The organism is Burkholderia sp. BCC1640 (genome assembly GCF_902833125.1).
Lineage (GTDB): Bacteria > Pseudomonadota > Gammaproteobacteria > Burkholderiales > Burkholderiaceae > Burkholderia > Burkholderia diffusa.
This window is the reverse complement of sequence record NZ_CADFEF010000002.1, coordinates 43906-62831: the sequence shown is the minus strand read 5'-3', so window position 1 is coordinate 62831 and position 18926 is coordinate 43906. Positions and strand designations below refer to the sequence as shown.

12 protein-coding genes and 1 pseudogene are annotated in these 18926 nt (G+C 62.8%); all 13 read left to right on the top strand.

The window, feature by feature from the left end; translation table 11 throughout:
• The first annotated feature begins 31 nt into the window (after positions 1 to 31).
• Complete coding sequence (gene tssB / locus HWX25_RS02740; protein WP_059525499.1) at positions 32 to 586, top strand: type VI secretion system contractile sheath small subunit; 555 nt, start codon at positions 32 to 34, stop codon at positions 584 to 586.
• On the top strand, positions 579 to 2096 hold the full coding sequence (gene tssC / locus HWX25_RS02735) for a type VI secretion system contractile sheath large subunit (protein ID WP_059525500.1): 1518 nt from the start codon (positions 579 to 581) through the stop codon (positions 2094 to 2096). The genes tssB and tssC overlap by 8 nt, the downstream gene beginning before the upstream one ends.
• Before the next feature lie 59 nt (positions 2097 to 2155).
• The gene (locus tag HWX25_RS02730; RefSeq protein WP_059525502.1) at positions 2156 to 2647 is read left to right on the top strand and encodes a type VI secretion system tube protein Hcp; all 492 of its coding nucleotides are present in this window, start codon (positions 2156 to 2158) and stop codon (positions 2645 to 2647) included.
• A 16-nt stretch (positions 2648 to 2663) separates the two neighbouring features.
• On the top strand, positions 2664 to 3212 hold the full coding sequence (gene tssE / locus HWX25_RS02725; RefSeq protein WP_175906956.1) for a type VI secretion system baseplate subunit TssE: 549 nt from the start codon (positions 2664 to 2666) through the stop codon (positions 3210 to 3212).
• 4 nt (positions 3213 to 3216) lie between these two features.
• Positions 3217 to 5088 (top strand): type VI secretion system baseplate subunit TssF, encoded by a 1872-nt coding sequence (gene tssF / locus HWX25_RS02720; RefSeq protein ID WP_175906954.1) that lies wholly within the window; start codon positions 3217 to 3219, stop codon positions 5086 to 5088.
• A complete protein-coding gene (gene tssG, locus HWX25_RS02715) occupies positions 5085 to 6209 on the top strand; it encodes a type VI secretion system baseplate subunit TssG (RefSeq protein WP_175906952.1) in 1125 nt (374 codons plus the stop codon). Before tssF ends, tssG begins: the two co-directional genes overlap by 4 nt.
• Before the next feature lie 12 nt (positions 6210 to 6221).
• Positions 6222 to 8894, top strand: a complete 2673-nt coding sequence (tssH, locus tag HWX25_RS02710) for a type VI secretion system ATPase TssH (RefSeq protein WP_175906950.1) — start codon at positions 6222 to 6224, stop codon at positions 8892 to 8894.
• Positions 8891 to 11095, top strand: coding sequence for a type VI secretion system tip protein VgrG (gene tssI, locus HWX25_RS02705; RefSeq protein WP_175906949.1), 2205 nt, complete (start codon positions 8891 to 8893; stop codon positions 11093 to 11095). Before tssH ends, tssI begins: the two co-directional genes overlap by 4 nt.
• A 15-nt stretch (positions 11096 to 11110) precedes the next feature.
• Positions 11111 to 12376 (top strand): hypothetical protein, encoded by a 1266-nt coding sequence (locus HWX25_RS02700; protein WP_175906947.1) that lies wholly within the window; start codon positions 11111 to 11113, stop codon positions 12374 to 12376.
• Between the two features lie 21 nt (positions 12377 to 12397).
• Entirely contained in the window at positions 12398 to 17029 is a 4632-nt protein-coding gene (locus HWX25_RS02695; protein ID WP_175906944.1) for an RHS repeat-associated core domain-containing protein, read from the top strand.
• Position 17030: 1 nt separating this feature from the next.
• Entirely contained in the window at positions 17031 to 17708 is a 678-nt protein-coding gene (locus HWX25_RS02690) for a hypothetical protein (RefSeq protein ID WP_175906941.1), read from the top strand.
• Positions 17709 to 17831: 123 nt separating this feature from the next.
• Positions 17832 to 18167, top strand: a complete 336-nt coding sequence (locus HWX25_RS02685) for a hypothetical protein (RefSeq protein WP_175906940.1) — start codon at positions 17832 to 17834, stop codon at positions 18165 to 18167.
• A gap of 487 nt (positions 18168 to 18654) precedes the next feature.
• Positions 18655 to 18903, top strand: a pseudogene (locus HWX25_RS02680) (helix-turn-helix domain-containing protein); the annotation flags it as partial.
• Between the last annotated feature and the right edge of the window lie 23 nt (positions 18904 to 18926).

Here is an 18926-nt window from a genome sequence, read left to right as displayed (position 1 = left end):
ACGCAATCTGATCGATGTGAAGGAGCGGACGATGACGGACAGAACCAAGGCGGCAGGCAGCGGACAGAAGTTCATCGCGCGCAATCGGGCGCCGCGCGTGCAGATCGAGTACGACGTCGAGACCTACGGCGCCGAGCGCAAGGTGCAGCTGCCGTTCGTGATGGGCGTCATCGCGGACCTGGCGGGCAAGCGTGCCGAGCCGCTGCCCGATTTACCGGAGCGCAAGTTCCTCGAGATCGACGTCGACAACTTCGACGAGCGGATGAAGTCGGTCGCGCCGCGTGTCGCGTTCCAGGTGCCCAACACGCTGACGGGTGAAGGGATGCTCAACGTCGACATGACGTTCGAGCAGATCGACGATTTCTCGCCGGCGGCGATCGCGCGCAACGTCGACGCGCTGCGCCGGCTGCTGGATGCGCGCACCGAGCTGTCGAACCTGCTGTCGTACATGGACGGCAAGCACGGCGCCGAGCAGCTGATCGAGCGCGCGATCAACGATCCCGACCTGCTGAAGACGCTTGTGCGCGAACCGCGCGCCGACGCGCAGGCCGGCGACGCGACCCAACCGGAGGCCCGCGATGAATGACCCCGTCCAGTCCCGCGCAGAAGCTCGCAACACCCGCGACGCCGCGCAGCCGGCCGTCGCGCACGGCGAGTTCGCCGCGCTGCTGCAGAAGGAGTTCAAGCCGAAGACCGCCGAGGCGCGCGAGTCGGTCGAGCGCGCGGTGCGCACGCTCGCGCAGCAGGCGCTTGAACATACGGTCGGCATGACGACCGACGCATACGGCAGCGTGAAGCAGATCATCGCGGAGATCGACCGGAAGCTGTCCGAGCAGATCAACCAGATCCTGCATCACGACGAATTCCAGACGCTCGAAGGTGCATGGCGCGGCCTCCATTACCTCGTCACGCATACCGAGACCGACGAGCTGCTGAAGATCAAGGCCTTGCCGGCGTCGCGCAACGAGGTTGCGCGGATGCTCAAGCGCTACAAGGGTGTCGCGTGGGACCAGAGCCCGCTGTTCCGCAAGATCTACGAGGAGGAATACGGGCAGTTCGGCGGCGAGCCGTTCGGCTGCCTCGTCGGCGACTTCTACTTCAATCACAGCCCGCCGGACGTCGAGATGCTCGGCGAGTTGTCGAAGATCGCGGCGGCCGCGCACGCGCCGTTCATCGCGGGCGCGTCGCCGGAACTGATGCAGATGGATTCGTGGCAGGAGCTGTCGAACCCGCGCGACCTCACCAAGATCTTCCAGAACACCGAATACGCGGGCTGGCGCAGCCTGCGGCAGTCGGAGGATTCGCGCTACGTCGGCCTCGCGATGCCGCGTTTTCTCGCGCGGCTGCCGTATGGCGCGCGCACCAATCCCGTCGACGAATTCGACTTCGAGGAAGACACCGACGCCGCGAATCACGACCGCTACACGTGGGCGAACTCGGCTTACGCGATGGCCGCGAACATCAATCGCTCGTTCAAGCTGTACGGCTGGTGCTCATCGATTCGCGGTGTCGAGTCGGGCGGGGCGGTCGAAGGGCTGCCGAGCCACACGTTCCCGACTGACGACGGCGGCGTCGATCAGAAATGCCCGACCGAGATCGCCATCAGCGACCGCCGCGAAGCCGAACTCGCGAAGAACGGCTTCATGCCGTTCGTGCACCGGAAGAACTCGGATTTCGCGGCCTTCATCGGCGCGCAGTCGCTGTACCAGCCGGCCGAGTATCACGACCCCGACGCGACCGCGAACGCGCGGTTGTCCGGCCGCCTGCCTTACCTGTTCGCGTGCTGCCGCTTCGCGCACTACCTGAAATGCATCGTGCGCGACAAGATCGGCTCGTTCCGCGAGCGCGACGACATGGAGCGCTGGCTCAACGACTGGATCATGAACTACGTCGACGGCGACCCCGTGAACTCGTCCCAGGAAACCAAGGCGCGCAAGCCGCTGGCGGCCGCGCAGGTGGTCGTCGACGAGGTCGAGGACAACCCCGGCTACTACACGTCGAAATTCTTCCTGCGGCCTCACTACCAGCTCGAAGGGCTCACCGTGTCGCTGCGGCTCATCTCGCGGCTGCCATCGGCGAAGGCGGCGAACGAGTGAGCCGCACGCGGCATTCGATACGGCATTCAACGTGATTTCGCACCGAAACGGAGACGGCAATGGGCGTGGCAATGTTTATGAAGGTGGACGGCGTGACCGGCGAATCGGCGGACGCGCAGCACAAGGGCTGGACCGACATCGAATCGTTCACGTGGGGCGCGAGCCAGCCGGGCGCGATGGCGAGCGGCAGCGGCGGCAACGCGGGCAAGGCGAGTTTCAACGATCTCGTCGTGGCCGCGTACATGGACAAGGGCGCGCCGGCAATCGTCAAGAACTGCGCGAGCGGCAAGCACTTGCCGAAGGTCGAGATCTCCGCGTGCAAGACCGGCGGCACGCAGGTCGAGTTCATGCGCGTGACGCTGCAGGAAGTGCTCGTCACGTCCGCGCAGGTCGCGGGCATCGACCCCGGCGACGCGGCCGACCGGCTGATGATGCACTACGGCTTCCAGGCCGCGAAGGTGAAGAAGCAGTACTGGCAGCAGAACGACAACGGCGGCAAGGGCGCCGAGGTGTCCGTCGGCTGGAACATCAAGGAAAACACCGAGATGTGACGGCGGAGCGATGACGATGGACGACCCGCAAGCCCCCGCCGGCCGGCACGCCGGAGTGCGCGACCGGCTGCAGCCCGCGCTGCTCGACCGGCTGACCGACGACGCGCCGCAGCGCACGGCAGATCCGCCCGGCACGCAAGGCGTCGGCGCCGAGCGCCTGCGTGCGGCCGTGCTGCGCGATCTCGCGTGGCTGCTCAATACGCGCAATGCCGAGGACGGCTTCGTCGACTGGGCCGCATTCGCGTACGCGCAGGCCTCGGTGCTCAACTACGGGATGCGGCCGCTCGTCGGCAAGCCGATGTCGGGCGTCGAGCGGATGTCGGTCGAGGCGTCGATCCGCGACGCGATCGTGCGCTTCGAGCCACGCATCGCGCCGGACAGCGTCGAGGTCCGCAGCGTCGCCGATGCATCGGACGGGCGTGCCGGCGAACGGCGTCACAACGTGCTGCTGTTCGAGATTCGCGGCACGCTGTGGTCGATCCCGCATCCGGTCGAATTCGTGCTGCGCTCCGACCTCGATCTCGAGACAGGCGCGATGTCGCTGCGGTCGGCGGCGGGAAACTGACACGATGGATACGCGCCTGCTCGACTACTACAACCGCGAACTCGCGTACCTGCGCGAGCTCGGCGACGAATTCGCGCAGCAGTTTCCGAAGGTCGCCGCACGGCTGCGGCTCACCGAATCCGGGCCGCCCGATCCGTACGTCGAACGGCTGCTCGAAGGCTTCAGTTTCCTCACCGCGCGCGTGCAGCTGAAGATGGACGCCGAGTTTCCGCGCTTCACGCAGGCGCTGCTGGACGCGGTGTATCCGGGCTATCTCGCGCCATTGCCGTCGATGGCGATCGTGCGGTTCGCGCCGATGCTCAACGAAGGCAGCCTCGCACAGGGCTGGCGCCTGCCGGCCGGCACCGCGCTGCGCGCGCGGGCCGCCGCGTCCGAGCAGACCGCGTGCGAATTCCGTACCGCGCACGACCTGACGCTGTGGCCGCTCGAGCTGACCGATGCGGCCGTCACCGGCGCGCCGTCGTGGCTGCCGCGCGGCGCCGTGCCTGCGCGCCAGGACGTGCGCGGCGCGCTGCGCATCCGGCTCAAGGCGCGTGGCGGCGCCAGGCTGTCGCAACTGCCGCTCGAGCGGCTGACCTTTCATCTCGCGGGCCCGGAACGCGATGCGCTGCACCTGCTCGAACTGATCGCCGCGCATGCGCTCGGCGCTGTCTGCCACGACCCGGGGCAGCCGCCGCGCTGGCTGCATGCGCTCGACGCCGATGCGATCGTCCATGAGGGTTTCGATCCGGCGCAGGCGATCCTGCCCGACGACGGGCGCAGTTTCCACGGCTACCGGCTGCTGCGTGAGTATTTCGCGTTTCCGGCGCGTTTCCTGTTCTTCAGTATCGGCGGGCTGCGCGCCGCGCTCGCGCGCGCCACCGGCGACGAATGCGAGCTGACCGTGCTGTTCGATCGCCACGACGCCGCGCTCGAAGCGGCCGTCGATGCGCGGCATCTGGCGCTGAACTGCACACCGGCCGTGAACCTGTTCGCACGTCGCGGCGACCGCATCCTGTTGCAGCCGGGCGCGCGCGAGCATCATGTCGTCGTCGACCGCAGCCGGCCGCTCGATCACGAGGTCTATGCCGTGCAGCGGCTCGCGAGCGAACAGCGCGACGATGGCCAGTCGCGCGAATTCAGGCCGTTTCATGCGTCGTTCGCGCGCGACGACGGCAACTACGGCGCGTACTACACGGTACGGCGCGAGCCTCGGCTGGTGTCCGCGCAGGCACGCGCGAACGGCACGCGCACCGGCTACGTCGGCAGCGAAACCTACGTGTCGCTCGTCGACAGTCAGTGCGCGCCGTACGACGAGACGATGCGCTACCTGTCCGTCGACACGCTGTGCACGAACCGCGATCTCGCGCTGCTGCTGCCGCCGGGCGACGCGAACGCGTTCACGCTGCGCATTTCGGCGCCCGTCGAGCGCATCGTCGCGATTCGCGGCCCGTCGCGCCCGCGCCCGCCGATCGCCGACGCGCAGACGGCCTGGCGGCTCGTCCGTCATCTCGGGCTCGCCCGGCAAACGCTGACCGATCTCGACGACGACGAGGGCGCACATGCGCTACGCGAGCTGCTCGGCCTGCATGCCGACCCGGCCGATGCCGCGATGCGCCGGCAGATCGACGGCGTGCGGCGCGTCGCGTTCTCGCCGGTGTTCCGGCGGCTGCCGGCGCTCGGCCCGCTGATGTTCGGGCGCGGCGTGCAGGTCGACGTGACCGTCGACGATCATGCGTTTTCCGGCGACAGCCCGTTCCTGCTCGGCGCGGTGCTCGAACAGTTCTTCGCGCGGCATGTTTCGATCAATGCGTTCGCCGAATGCGTGCAGACCAGCGTGCAACGCGGCACGCTCGCGCACTGGCCCGCGCGCATCGGCCGGCGGCCCGCGATATGAAGCACGACACGCCACCCGGCGCTCGATCGGCCGTCGAATCCGCCCGCCGAGATGCGTGGTGGGCGCGACTGCGGGCCGCGCCGCATGGCTACGACCTGTTCCAGGCGTTGCGCTGGCTCGATGCGCTGTCGTCCGGCCGCGCACCGCTCGGCCATGCCGCTCGGCCGCGCGACGAACCGGTGCGGCTCGGGCAACAGCCGTCGCTGGCGTTCGCGGCGTCAATGGTGGCCGGTGCATACGATGGCGACGGCAGCGCCACGCGGCCGCGCATCGCGATCCACGGTTTCGGGTTGTTCGGACCGAACGGTCCGCTGCCGACCCACCTGACCGAATACGCGCACGAGCGCGCGGCCCAGCACGACGACCCGACGTTCGCCGCGTTCGCGGACCTGTTTCATCACCGGCTGATCCTGCTGTTCTACCGCGCATGGGCCGACGCGCAACCGACGGTGAGCCTCGATCGTCCCGGGCGCGCACGGTTCGACGCGTATGTCGCGAGCCTCATCGGGCGCGCCGCGCATGACGACAGGCCGGCCGCGCAGGCCGATGCGGAACGCACGGCCGCCGACACGCTCGCGCCGCATGCGCTCTATTTCCACGCGGGTCATCTCGTGCGGCACACGCGCAACCCGGAAGGGCTCGTGCAGATCCTGAGCAGCCATTTCGGCGTCGACGCACGCATCGTCGAGCACGTGCCGCGCTGGGTCGCGATCGAGCGCACGCAGCGCTGCGTGATCCGTGCGACGCGGCCGACCCTGCGCGTCGGCGGCGTCGCGCTCGGCATCGCGGTGCGCGACGCGCAGTCCCATTTCCGGATCGTGCTCGGGCCGCTGTCGCTCGACGCGTACCGGCGCTTCCTGCCGGGCGGCCCGCACGCGCGGCAACTCGCGCACTGGGTCCGCGAATACGTCGGCATCGAGTTCGACTGGGACGTCCAGCTCGAACTGGCGGCCGACGCGGTGCCCGCGATCGCGCTCGGCGCGCCGCAGGGCCTCGGCCGTACCGCGTGGCTCGGGCAGCGGCTCGACGCGGGGCCCGCGCGCGATCTCGTCGTCCGTTACGACGCGCGCCGTGGCGGGCCGCCGCGCACCGGCGCCGTCCCTCATCGCGAAACCGCCTAAACGGGAACCGTCATGTCCGATATCGGCCGCGTCAACCTGTTCGGAAAGCTCAACCCGCTCCTCTACGAAACGCTCGAGCAGGCGACCGGATTCTGCCGGCTGCGCGGAAATCCATACGTGGAACTCGCGCACTGGATCAAGCAGCTCCTGCAGCGGCCCGACGGCGACCTGCAGCGCGTGCTGCGCCGGTTCGAGATCGACGAGGCCGCGATCGAGCGCGGCCTCGTCGCGTCGCTCGATCGGCTGCCGCGTGGCGCGGGATCGGTGTCGGACCTGTCCGTGCACATCGACGACGCGGTCGAGCGCGCGTGGGTCTATGCGACCTTGAAATACGACGCGACGCGGATTCGCGGCGCGGTCCTGCTGCTCGCGATCCTGAAGACGCCGCAGTTGCGCAACGTGTTGTACGCGATCGCACGCGAGTTCGAGCGCATCGTGCCCGACGTGCTCGCCGACGAACTCGCATCGATCGTCGACGGTTCGCCCGAGGCGCAACCGGCTGCGCGTGCCGATCCGGGCTCGGGCACCAGCTCTGGCGACGCCGCGATGCGCGGTGTGCCAGCCGCGGAAGGCGCGGCCCTGGCGCGCTTCGCCGTCGACCTGACCGCCCGTGCGCGGGCAGGCGAGATCGATCCCGTCGTCGGGCGCGACGCGGAGATCCGCCAGATCGTCGACATCCTGCTGCGGCGCCGGCAGAACAACCCGCTGCTGGTCGGCGAGGCCGGCGTCGGCAAGACCGCCGTCGCGGAAGGCTTCGCGCTGCGCATCGCCGCCGGGGACGTGCCGCCGTCTTTGCGAGACGTCGCGCTGTACCTGCTCGACATCGGGCTGCTGCAGGCCGGCGCGAGCGTGAAGGGCGAATTCGAGAGCCGCCTGCGCGGCGTGATCGACGAAGCGATGTCGTCCGAGCGGCCGACGATCCTCTTCGTCGACGAAGTCCATACGCTCGTCGGCGCGGGCGGGGCGGCCGGCACCGGCGACGCCGCGAACCTGCTGAAACCGGCGCTCGCGCGCGGCCTGCTGCGCACCATCGGCGCGACCACGTGGTCCGAGTACAAGCAGTACATCGAGAAGGATCCCGCGCTGACGCGGCGCTTCCAGCTCGTCCACGTGCTCGAACCCGAGGAGGCCGCCGCCGTGACGATGCTGCGCGGCCTCGCCGCGAAGCTCGAAGCCCATCACCGCGTGCTGGTGCTCGACGATGCGCTGCAGGCCGCCGTGACGTTGTCGCATCGGTATATTCCCGCGCGGCAGTTGCCGGACAAGGCGATCAGCCTGCTCGACACGGCCTGCGCGCGCGTTGCGGTCAGCCAGCACGCGGTGCCCGCGCCGATCGAGGATGCGCGCCGACGCATCGACGGCCTGCGCGTCGAGCGGGAACGGATCGCGCGCGAGTGCGCGCTCGGCAGCGGCGACACCGCGCGGCGCGACGCGATCGATGCCGAGCTTGCCGCCGTGCAGACGGAGCTCGATCGGCTCGAAACGCGCTGGCAAGCCGAGCGCGACGCATTGGCCTCGATCGTCGAATCGCGCGCGGTGCTGCTCGACGACGCGCCGTCGAGCGCGCTCACCAGCGACGCACGCGCCGATGTCCTGTCGCGCCTCGCTGCCGCGCAGCAGGCGCTCGCCGAGATGCAGGGCGACGCACCGCTCGTGCTGCCCGCCGTCGACACGCATGCGGTCGCCGCCGTCGTCGCCGACTGGACCGGCATTCCACTCGGCCGGATGGTGCGCGACGAGACGCAGGCCGTGCTCAAGCTCGCCGAGACGCTCGGCGAACGCGTCGTCGGCCAGCACCATGCGGTCGAACTGATCGCCGAACGGATTCAGACCGCACGTGCGAAGCTCGACGACCCGACCAAACCGCACGGCGTGTTCCTGCTGTGCGGGCCGTCGGGCGTCGGCAAGACCGAGACCGCGCTCGCGCTGGCCGACACGTTGTACGGCGGCGAGCGCAACGCGATCACGATCAACATGAGCGAATTCCAGGAGGCGCACACGGTATCGACGCTGAAGGGCGCGCCGCCCGGCTATGTCGGCTACGGACAGGGCGGGGTGCTCACCGAGGCCGTGCGTCGTCGGCCGTACAGCGTCGTGCTGCTCGACGAGATCGAGAAGGCGCATCGCGACGTGCACGAAATTTTCTTCCAGGTGTTCGACAAGGGCTGGATGGAAGATGGCGAAGGGCGCGACATCGACTTCCGGCATACCGTGATTTTTCTGACGTCGAACGTCGGCGCCGATCGCGTGATGCAGCTGTGCCGCGACCCCGAGCGCCTGCCCGACATGCAGACCCTTGCCGATGCGCTGCGCCCGCCGCTGCTCGACGTGTTCCCGGCCGCGCTGCTCGGCCGGCTGACCGTCGTGCCTTACTACCCGCTGACCGATGCGACGCTCGCGCGCATCGTCGAGTTGCAGTTGCGGCGCTTCGAGAAGCGGATCGACCAACATCACGGGATCCGGCTGCGCTGCACCGATTCTGCGACCGCGCTGATCGTCGCGCGCTGCAGGACGATCGAATCCGGCGGCCGCATGGTCGACGCGATCCTCACGCATACCGTGATGCCGCGCATCGGCCGCGCGATCCTCGAGGCCACGCTCGAAGGCCGCGCGCTGACGTCGATCGAGGTGAGCGCCGCCGGCGGCGAATTCGCTTACCGGTTCGACGAGGAGGGAACGACGTGAATCGCGTATTCACACTCGACAGCCCGCACGGTGACGACCTGAAGTTCCACACGCTCGACGGCAGCGACGAACTCGGCCGCCTGTTCGAATTCCGGATCGAGGCACTGGCTGACAGCCACAGCCTGTCGCTGAAGGACATGCTCGGCAAGCCCGTAACCGTGCGGATCGAACAGCAGGACCTGTCGACGCGCTATCTGAACGGCATCGTCGCGCGCGCGACGCTGGCCGGCCGGCGTGCCGAGCGGCACTACGGTTACGAACTGGTCGTGCGGCCGTGGCTGTGGCTCGCAACGCGCCGCTCCGATTGCCGGATCTTCCAGAACCGCACCGTGCCCGACATCGTGCAGGAGGTGCTCGCGCCTTACGGCTTTCCGATCGAGAACAAGCTGACCGATGCGTACGTGCCGCGTGAGTTCTGCGTGCAATACAACGAGACCGACACCGCGTTCGTGATGCGATTGATGGAGTTCGAGGGCATATATTTTTATTTCCGGCACGCGGCCGACAGTCACACGCTCGTGCTGTGCGACGCGATGTCGTCGCACGTCGCGTTGCCCGGCTACGAAACGATCCCGTACATCGCGCAGGATCGCACCGCGATCGCCGACGAGGAGCACATCGACGGCTGGCTGCCCGCGCAGGCGGTGAGCGTCGGCAAGCATCAGACGACCGACTACGACTATACGAAGCCGCGCGCCGATCTTTCCGCGCAGAAAGTCGATCCGCGTGGGCATGATCACGACAGTTTTGCGTCTTTCGAATGGCCGGGCGGGTACCGCGACGATGCGCCTGGTGCGCATTACAGCCGCGTGCGGCTCGAGGAGCAGCAGGCCGAACATGAGCGGGCGAGTGCAGATACCGACGTGCGCGGCGCCGCGCCGGGTTATCTGTTCACGCTTGCGCATTGCCCGCGTGCCGATCAGAACCGCGAGTACCTGATCGTGCGGTGTCGGTACCGTTTCCAGGAGAACGCGTATGCAAGCGATCAGGGCGCGGAGGCTGTGGTGCATCAGACGATGATGCTCGTGCAGCCGTCGAGCCTGCCTTATCGATCGCCGCGTGAAACGCCGCGGCCGCGGACGAACGGGCCGCAGACGGCTACCGTTGTCGGGCCGCCGGGCGAGGAAATCTGGACCGATCAGTATGGGCGGGTGAAGTTGCAATTCCGCTGGGACCGATACGGGCAGAGCAATCAGGATTCATCGTGCTGGGTACGGGTGTCGAGTCCTTGGGCCGGCGGTGGGTTTGGTGGCGTGCAGATTCCGCGTGTCGGCGATGAGGTTGTCGTCGATTTTCTCAACGGCGATCCGGATGAGCCGATCGTGACGGGGCGCGTTTACAACGGCGAGAAGATGCCGCCGTGGGGATTGCCGGGCAGCGCGACGCAGAGCGGGCTGCTGTCGCGGTCGTCACCGGGCGGGACGACCGACCATGCCAACGCCTTCCGGTTCGAGGACAAGAAGGGCGCCGAGCAGCTGTGGATGCATGCCGAGCGCAATTTCGACGCGGAGACGGAGGCCGATCACACACTTTCCGTCGGGAACAACCATACGCATACCGTCGGGAACGACGAAACGATGCAGGTGAAGAACAATCGACAACGGAGTGTCGGGCAGAACGAGACAGTGAATATCGGGCAGAACCGGGTCGCGCAGATCGGGGTGGACGAGACGCATGGGGTGGGGGGAAACCGGACGCGAACGGTCGGCAAGAACGAAACCGTGACGATCGCCGCGAATCGCGACGCGACCATTGGTGGAATACATACCGAGACGGTTGCGAAAGCCAAGACGGAAACGATCGGTGAAGGCAAGACGCTGAACGTCGGACAGATGTATCAGACGACGTCGCAGGACATGAAGACGCTGGTTGCGTCGTCGCATACCGAGGAGATCGGCACGCGCACGTCGACGATCGCCAATGCGCATACGCACACGGTCGGCGGCGAACACACCGTCAACGTCGGTGCGAACCATACGACCAACGTACAGCATCAGGTTCTCGTCAATGCCGGCGACCAGCTTTCGCTCGTCTGCGGGATGTCCAGCATCGTGATGAAGCGCGACGGCACGATCACGATCCAGGGCGTCAACGTCGCTTCCGCCGGCACCGAAAGCCATACCGTAAACAGCAAGAAGGTGACGTCTTCCGCGTCGGTCGAGCATACGGTCGAAGGGACGATCCTGAAACTGAATCCGTGACGGAGGTTCGCACGAATGCAGAACTGGCAGCCGACCAATCCGGTGGAGCGCAGGTTCATGGATGCGCATTCGGACTGGATGAGTTTCGCGAAGGAACCCGACGCGAGATTGATGATCTGGCAGACCGACGAGACTGATGCGGAACTCGTGCGGCTCTATTTTCAGGTACAGGACGAGACGTCGTGTGCGGTCAGGACGATGCGCGCGTCGTTCGTCAATGAAGCGAGTTATGCGAAGGCGCTGACGGACGAACTCATTGCGTTCTATGACAGCCGGCGTGAAGGATCCGATGCGCATGGCGTGCGGGCCGATTGGCAAGCGCCGTACGACGATGGCAAGAATCCGTTGCTGTATCTGTTCGCGGTTGCCGACAGCTTGATGCAGCACCATCCGGATATTTTTCCGGCGATGGTATTCGTGCTGGAACCGGCCAAAGTGCGGGATGACACGGCATGGGTGCGATGGCTCGACGATTTGCTGTCGATCATTGCGGTCGCGCCGCAGCTTGCCGAGCGCGTGCGTTTTGTCGTGCCGCGTACGGATATCGTGCCGTTTGCTGCGTTGATGCAACGGCATCGTGCCGCGGTGCGGGTCGTGCACGGCAAGTACTCGATGGCGAGCGTGCCACGTGAATTGCTGGCGGAATCGGGCGAGCGCGGGCCGAGCGGAGAGTTTCGACGGCATTTCGTGATGCTGACCGAGATGATCGAAGGCGGTAATCCTTCTCGGCTGGAGGAATTGCGTGCGGCGGCGCTGAAGGTTGCTGAGCGCGAGCAGTGGTTTGATCAGTGTGTTGTCGTGCATTTGATTGCGGGGGCGGCTTATCTGAAGTGGCGGGATCGGGAGCGGGCGATCGATGCGTATCGGAGCGCGGCCAGCAGCGGGATGCGTGCAGTTGAGGCTGGGCATCCGGCCGGACACAAGCTCATCGCGAACGGATTGTTCGGCGAGGCGAGCGTGCATTTGACGCATAAGGACTATGCGCACTCGGCTTATTGCTACGAGCGTGCGGTCGCGTCGACCACGGCGGCGAAGGATGGACTGATGACGGTCGAGGCGTGGCGGATGAGCGCCGTGTGCTGGGAGCGGGCAGGGGAGCGCGAACATGCGCTGGAGGCCGGATTCAATGCGCTCGATGCGGGATTGATGATCGACGAGCCGATGCGGGCGAACAGCAATCTGCCGATGGTCGTCGAATGGATGGTGTCGCAGCTGGGTGCTCAGGACCGGCGGCGCAGCGCGTTGAGCGAGAAAGTCGCGGCGTTGCGTGGTGGGCGCTGAGCCCGAACGAGGGCTGAAATCGTGGCACTCCCGGCCGTCAAGCATCTCGATCCAGTCGTTGGCGTCGACGTTCATTCGGTACTGGTCACGCCCGGTACGCCACCCGTGTTCCTGCCGCACCCTCATGTCGGGTTCATGCTCGATCTGCGTGAGTACGTTCAAGCGGCAAAGGCCGTGGTCGGCTGCATTGCAATGATGATCGTGCAGGACAAGGTGACCGAATACATCGAAGATCATCCCGAAGATGTGGAGAAGCTGGCGCATCTGGCCGATGAGGCGAACCAGCAGGTCAATGACTTGATGGGCGGCGGCAAGCTGCCGGACTTCAAGGACGACCCCAACGTCGCTGAGGGGATGCGGCTGGCGAAAGAGGCCAACAAGATCAAGAACCGCATAAGCGATGATCTTGGTTCGAACGTCGGGTCGGGGGGGAGCAGCGGCAGGCCGATTTTTGTGAACGGGATGATGCGGGCCACGGCCGGGACGCATGCTTATCACGTACCGGGGTTGCATTTTCCGCTTGGGGAATCGTTTGCGCCGCCTGACAAAGTTGAACCGTCGAACGACGGGGAATCGTTCATGGGCAGCAAGACGGTGCTCGCCAACAACGATCCGATGTCGTACATGGCGCTGGAGGCGTTGAGTTGCTGGTCGGTCGGAATGGAGCCGCCGCCGCATAACAGCGCGCATACCGATCGGACTTATCCGTCGATGCCGAGTTCGGTGATGTTGCCGATTCCGGCAGGGCGGCCCGTTTTGGTGGGCGGGCCGCCGATCATGAACATGGCTGCGGCGGCGAAGGGGTTGTTCAAAGCGTTTCGGGGATCGAAGTGGGCGAAGACGTTGGCGGATAAGCTGAAATTGAAGTCGGGGTTCTTGCGGTGCAATGTGTTGAAGGCTGAACCGGTGGATGTTACGACGGGGGAGGTTGTCGTTCAGCAGCGGGATTTCACGGTGGCAGGGCGGTTGCCGCTCGTATGGGACAGGCATTACACGAGTCACAACGTTCATGATGGAGCAGTCGGTGTCGGTTGGCAGACGCCGGCTGACATTCGATTGGAACTGACGCGGCACGACGGCAAGACGGGCACGGTAGCCTATTTTCAGGACCACACAACTGCATTCGATACGCTACCCACATCAGAGGGATGGTCGGCACGCGTGTATGACTGGCAGTATGGATATGCTCTGTACAGACAAGACAGTCAATTAGTGTTGCGTACGCGAGAGAGCGTCGAGTATAGATTTTCGTTCTCGCGGCAGTGGGTGCAGATGATCGCGGCCCTGCAAGACAACGCTCGATTGACGTTGTATGTCGAACGTATTTCCGACCTCAACGAGAACGCATGGTTGTTTGAGCGAGACGAACATGGGTTCGTCACGCATATTGTGGAATGGACGTGCGGCGGGGCGACACAACGCGTAATCAAGTGCGACCTACGAGACTTTGCACATGCCGATGCGAGCAGTCAGGGTAATGTGAATCTGGTGATCGGCTTGACGCTTCTCGATGGCGAGAGCCAAGCTCATCCGCTGGTCACGTATGAGCACGATGACGAACGGAACTTGCGCGCCTCCGTTGACGCGATGGCGCAACCACACCGTTTCGACTATGAAAACAATCACCGGATGGTGAGCCACACGAGCGCACGAGGCGTATCGTTCTACTACCATCACAGTGTCGGTTCTGACGGTGTTTGGCGCGTAGATCATGCGTGGGGTAACGGCGGGCTATTAGACTATCACTTCGGATACGATCGCGAGCGAATGGAGACGCGCATTGTCGATTCACGCGGACATACGTCGGTAATACAATTGAATGAACGCGTCATGCCCGTGGCCGAAATCAATCCGCTCGGCGGCGTAACCGGCTTCCGGTACGACGCGCAGGGGCGAACGACCGCAAAAATCGATCCCGCCGGCCACACGACCGCTTGGGCCTACGATCAGTATGGCAATCTCATCACGCAGACACTGCCCGATAACAGCACGATCCGCACGGAATGCAATGCAGATCACTGGCCCGTCTGCGTGACGTTACCAGGCGGAAGGCAGTGGCGCTACGAGTGGGATGGGCACGGCAATTTGCTTACACGGATCACCCCATCGGGGGCGACGTCACGCTACGCGTATGACATCTACGGGCAGCCTGTCGCGTACAAAGGGCCGCGGGGTGCATTGACGCTTCTGGAATATGATCAGCATGGCAATCTTGCTGCTCTGACAGATGCACTCGGTCATCGCACGCAGTACCAATACGATGCGCGTGGAAATGTCGTCGAGGCTGTCGATGCGCTTGGGCGGACGAGTCGCTACGAGTGCGACCGCAACGGTAACCTGATACGAGCTATCGAACTGGGCGGGTGCGACGTGCATTGCATGTACGACCCGGATGGGAACCTGATTCAATATCGCGATGCGATGGGCCACGTGACACAGATGGCTTATTCTGCGCTTGGGCAGGTCACTCGACGCATTGCGCCGGATGGTACTTCGATCGAATATCAGTACAACACTGAGGAGCAGTTGATCGGCGTCGTCAACGAACGCGACGAGTTGTACTCGTTAGATCGGGACGCGTTGGGGCGCATCATTGGAGAGACTGACTACTGGGGACAAACGCGACGTTATCGGTATGGCGCGACGGACGAATTGCTCGACAGTATCGATCCGCTCGGGCGAACGATCCAATACCAATACGATCGGCTCGGCCGACTGACGGAACGGCGAACACCCATAGCGGCGCATGCGGCCGCCGAGCACATCGATCGGTTTGAGTACGACCGACACGGTGATCTCGTACTCGCTGAGAACCCATCTTGCCGCGTTGAGTTTCGCTATAACGTGGACGGCCGAGTGATTGTGGAACGGCAGGGCAACGACTTCACGATTGAAAACGATTATGACGCTGCCGGAAACAGGACAGAACGCAGGACGCGGCTCATCGTAGGCAGCGGCGTCGTCGAGCACACAGTGCGCTACCAATACGACGTGCTGGATGCCGCGACGTCGATCAAGATAGACGATGCCATGCCGATCATGCTTGAGCGCAATACAATCGGGCAGGTGTGCGTCGAGCAATTGAATGCAGATTTGCGTCGAGAGCTATCATATGAGTCAAGTGGTCAACTCGCCTCGCAGCAAACTGTGCTGGCGAATACCGGTGTGCTGTTTGCGAGTGAATATGCGTATGACGCGAACGGCGAACTGATTGAAAAGCGCGATTCACATCTAGGTACGGAGCGCTTCCTTTACGATCCCATGGGCCGGGTCACTGCGCGCATCGATCCTACTGGACAGCTGCGTCGATTCCTCCGTGATCCTGCCGGTGACCTGCTAAAAACCCGTATCCGCGAGCGTCGCCCGATTGGTGCAGTCGATGTACTCCAGTCTAATACATGGGTGCGCGAAGGTGAATATGATGGCTGCTATTACTCATATGACCGCGCAGGAAATTTAACGCGTCGGCAGGAGTCTAGGCAGGATCTAACACTGAGTTGGGATGCGTTTGGGCAACTGGTTGAAACAGTGGCAGTTCGAAGAACTGCGATGTCAACTGGTAGTGACCAAAGCCATATCTACGCACAGTATGAGTATGATCCGTTCCAGCGGCGAGTTCGCAAGATCGTATATGCAGGTACAACGGCCGCCGGAGCGCCTTCGCGTATCACCCGATTTTTCTGGGATGGCAATACGCTTCTAGGGGAGCACAGCAGTGCTGAAGGCGAAAAGGCCATCGCTGACCTCGAAATAGATCAGTGCGGTGGATCGCGCGCCACCATCGACCACCTGTGTGAGTGGATCTATTATCCAGAAACGTTCGAGCCACTGGGGGTTGTACATAGTCAAGTAGCGCCAAGTGGAATGTCGGCGAATATAACTGAGCAGCCGATTTACTTCACGTCGACGATGTATTTCCACCAGAACGATCGGAATGGAGCACCACTACGCATGCACGATGCCAGCGGTAACGTAGTTTGGGAGTGCAACTCAACAGAGAAAATTGCATATCCCAACTCCAAATTTGTCGGCCAGCCGATCAGATTGCAAGGGCAATATCACGACGAAGAAATCGGATTGCATTACAATCGATACCGTTATTTTGATCCGCAAGTAGATTGCTTTATCTCACAAGATCCGATTGGCCTATACAGTGGCATCAATCCCTATCAATTTTCACCCAACATAATGGGATGGATCGATCCGCTTGGGTTAACGGCTGACAAACTAGCCAGAAATTTGGCGGCCGCGGGGCGAGTTGTTGCTGCCGGGCAAACGCCGCACCATATAGTCGAGGAAAATAGTGGAAAATCAAAATACTCGAGGCTCAATCGAGAGATATTAGATCGAAATGGTGTTGACATAGATGCAGCGGAGAATGGGGCGCGACTTTGGGGAACTGCAGCCACCCAGGTTTCGGTGCCATCTCACCCCGCATATAACAGTGGAACACCCAATAGATCTCTTGCGCGAGCGACAGGCGCTTACCATGGAGGCGATCATCTCCATGGCCCAAAACAACAGAAATTCCTGCACCGCATATTAAGTAATGCGGAGAAGAAGGGTCTCGATATTTCTGCGATTCTCGAGGGCATCGGTCGAAGAATGGAGGCAGGCTCTTGGAGAGATACATTTAAAGGTTGCGGAGGATAGCATGGCAACGACTGACATCATGAACATAGATTTCATCCAGATGAAATCAGCAGAAATTCAGGAAAAATATAATGCCAATGGTAATGATTTGGCTCTCATGGAAGAATGCCGCATTACACTTTCAACAGTAGATGACTGGAGATATTCTACTGGCCCCGTTTTTGACGAGCCTCCATATCAGATGGAGCTCATGGGTTTCTCGAGCGGGAAATTGTTAAAGAAGAAATACCCGAATTTTTTCGAGGCACGACTTCATGGCGCGTATAGCTCTGGATTTTCTGACAATCAACACTTAATAACAGTAGCTCCATCAAAACCACAAAATAGCCCCATCAACACATCCAGATTTAACAAGTCAAATGGAGAAGTGACAATTGTCCATGGTTATCACCATATCGACTCAAATTTTAACATTTTAAAGCCAGCAAAACTCATTAGCCTTAGCTCAATATTTTATCTGGACAAAAATACGCAAGCCGCCATTACAATCGGCAGAAATGAAGCAAAAAGCATATATCTATATTATCGCAATGACCTTGGTCTAATAAAATCCGTTCACCTATGGACGACTGGCGCCTCGGCACAATCAAATTATGATTTTTACTACGACACCGATGGAACACTAAAAACAATAAAATCAGGCGAAAGCATAATTTGGGCATCAAAAGGTGCTGTATGAGTAGTTAATTCTTGAGCAACGGTTTGGCCCTGATAGCCTGGCTGTAGCGATCATGATCTGCGAGGCGACCGACGTTCACTCTCAAGGCAGGGACCGTCCGCAACGCTCATCAGCTACCAAAGCGTGAACAGCACGCCGGTCCAGTCGCTGCAGCATCAGGATGCAGGGCAGATCTTCGATGTACAGCCAACGGTGATGGCCGATGTGATCCAGTTCGAGCTGCAAGAGCAAATGTCCAGCTTCGTCGCGACAACAACCGGCGTGAATAATTCGCCGACGAAGAACACGCGGCAGATGCAAACAACAGTGAGCATGAAAGACAGTGAGGTGATTGGTGCTGGGCGCAAGACACGGATAGCCACAACAGTCCCGGCTGGTTGTCGCGCTTCCTCGGGTGACCGGAGCTTGTCGCAGGGCCGTAGGGAATTGCTGTTGGTGTTGCAGGTGCTTCGGATTTAATTCTTGTCGACCACACTCCAGCCACGGATGTAAAGTGCGAAGCTGCGTCGGCTTGAGAGATAATGCAGCGCGTGTCCGCCAACCCATGCGAGCATTTCGTCGGGTGGCACATCGGGCGCGTTTGGATCGGCCGGGATGTTCGCTTCGATGGCAGACGCGAATCGGGGCTGTGTGTGTCTGGTGTTGTTGGCGTGGCGGGCTGGTTGGCATTCGAGCGAATGCAGGCGTAACACTTGCACCTGGTTCGACGGGATGGGCGAACGCCCAGTGAGGTAGTTGCGGATGGCGCGCGTGCAGCAGCGTAGGATTTCGGTGATGCAGGTGATGGACGGTTTTGTTATCAACTACATTTTACATAACGTGAATTATCGGCAATTTAGGTTGTAGTGGCTAAGTTGTAATGTCCGCTTCTAGCCAAGTTCAAATGTCCGCTTTTCGACTCATCGTAAGCTGATCGGCCGCTGGGAATCCAGCGCCGGAGGCTTTGATGGCTGGAACGGAACGGATCACGATGACGATGCGCGAGCTGGACCGATTCAAGGTCATTCAGGACGTCGCGGACGGCAAGCTTCAGCCGTGGCGCGCGGCCGAGCGACTCGGGCTGACAACGCGGCAGATTCGGCGACTGGTCGGCCGATTGCGTGAGCACGGGCCGCGAGGTCTCGTGTCTCAACGACGCGCGAAGCCCAGCAACAATCGATTGGACAGCACGACGGCTGGTCGGGCGTTGTCTATCACGCGGGCTTGTGGCTCCCACGT